We start from the raw sequence: 1,360 nt of genomic DNA, 5'->3' as shown, positions 1-1,360 counted from the left end.
ATAGTAGGACTCAGAACCAGCAGCAATCAACACACAATAATCGGCATCGATTGATGACGACAGGGAATAAAGGCAAGAACAATAGATATATAAATGATCCAGCAGATATGAAATTGCTTTGGATAAGCGCCGGCGAAAATGAACCTCCACCGTATCAAAGGACAAACCCAAATGACGAGCCAGGGCGATGGCCTGATTACGATGCCCCGGTTTACCGTCGCTGAGGATCAAAGCACGTTGCAGTGCCTTGTCAGTCTCCATGAACCTGCTGATCCTGATCCAGATGTGGCTGCGCCTCATCAACCAACATAATGGGAATTTCGTCCCGAACCGGGTACTGTAAAGAGCAGGAAAAACAGATCAGCACATCTTTGTCGTGACCGGGATCAAGGGACTGATGGCATTGAGGGCAAACGAGAAGATGAAGTAGTGAATCAGAAATCGGCACTATTACCTCCACAGGATGCTACTGATCAGGCGCAGCAACTCCTGACCATTAGCAATATCAAGATCGAGACCGACGTAATAACAAGGTAATTCAAACATATTACCCGCCAGTTTGACAGCATCTTTTTCTGTGGTCAGCAATATGTCACAACCGGTTGCGCGAGCGAAAATAGACTGTTGAAGTTCGGTAGTGTAGACAACATGATCCGGTAAAGACAGGGTTCCCGCCGGGAACACCCCCAAGGTGCCAAGGGCTTGAAAAAACTGCTGGTTATCCGCCAAACCGGCAAAAGCAAAAACCTTCTTGTTTTTAATCAGACCGATGTCGCAACAACTACCTTCCAAACGGGTCACATTTGCGGATAATCGATGATGACTATAATAGGAGGGTAACCCGCCTATTGGCAAGGTGGGAGGTTCGCTTGTCCTGGTAAACAATAAGGCATCAGCACGCTTTAATGCCGACTTGCTTTCTCGCAATTTTCCTGCCGGGAGAGTCCAGCCATTACCGAAGGGGTCCTTTGCGTCCAAAAGCACCAGATCAACATCACGGGCCAATTGTCGATGTTGAAATCCATCATCGAGAACAATCACATCAGCAGCAGTATTGGCTTCAACATAACGTACACCATCAGCACGCCGTCGCGCGACAACCAGGGGACAGGTCGGGTTTCGGCGAGCTAGTAGTAAAGGCTCGTCACCGCATTGATCTGCTGTCATCAGCAGTTTCTCGCCATCAGAGACAAGAGCGACCTGCTGCTGATAACAACCGCCATAGCCCCGGCTGACAATCGCCGGTTTTTTTCCCATAGCTGATAAACCCTTGACCAGCCAGTCTACGGTCGGTGTTTTGCCGGTACCACCAGCGGCGAGGTTACCAACCGACACAACCGGCAATGACGAGCGGTAGCTG

Annotated in this window: 3 protein-coding genes; all 3 read right to left on the bottom strand. The window is 49.6% G+C overall.

Going from position 1 to position 1,360, the window contains the following annotated elements:
• On the bottom strand, window positions 1-261 hold a 261-nt coding region (locus AC6F7T_RS00215), incomplete at its 3' end, for a hypothetical protein (RefSeq protein ID WP_500715931.1).
• Entirely contained in the window at window positions 251-448 is a 198-nt protein-coding gene (locus tag AC6F7T_RS00210; RefSeq protein WP_500715930.1) for a Trm112 family protein, read from the bottom strand. The genes AC6F7T_RS00215 and AC6F7T_RS00210, both read right to left, overlap by 11 nt.
• A gap of 2 nt (window positions 449-450) precedes the next feature.
• The coding region (gene lpxK / locus AC6F7T_RS00205; protein WP_500715929.1) for a tetraacyldisaccharide 4'-kinase at window positions 451-1,360 on the bottom strand (910 nt) is incomplete at its 5' end.

It is taken from the genome of Pelovirga sp. (genome assembly GCF_059864205.1).
The sequence above is the reverse complement of the archived record's forward strand: the minus strand, read 5'-3'. Positions and strand labels throughout refer to the sequence as shown.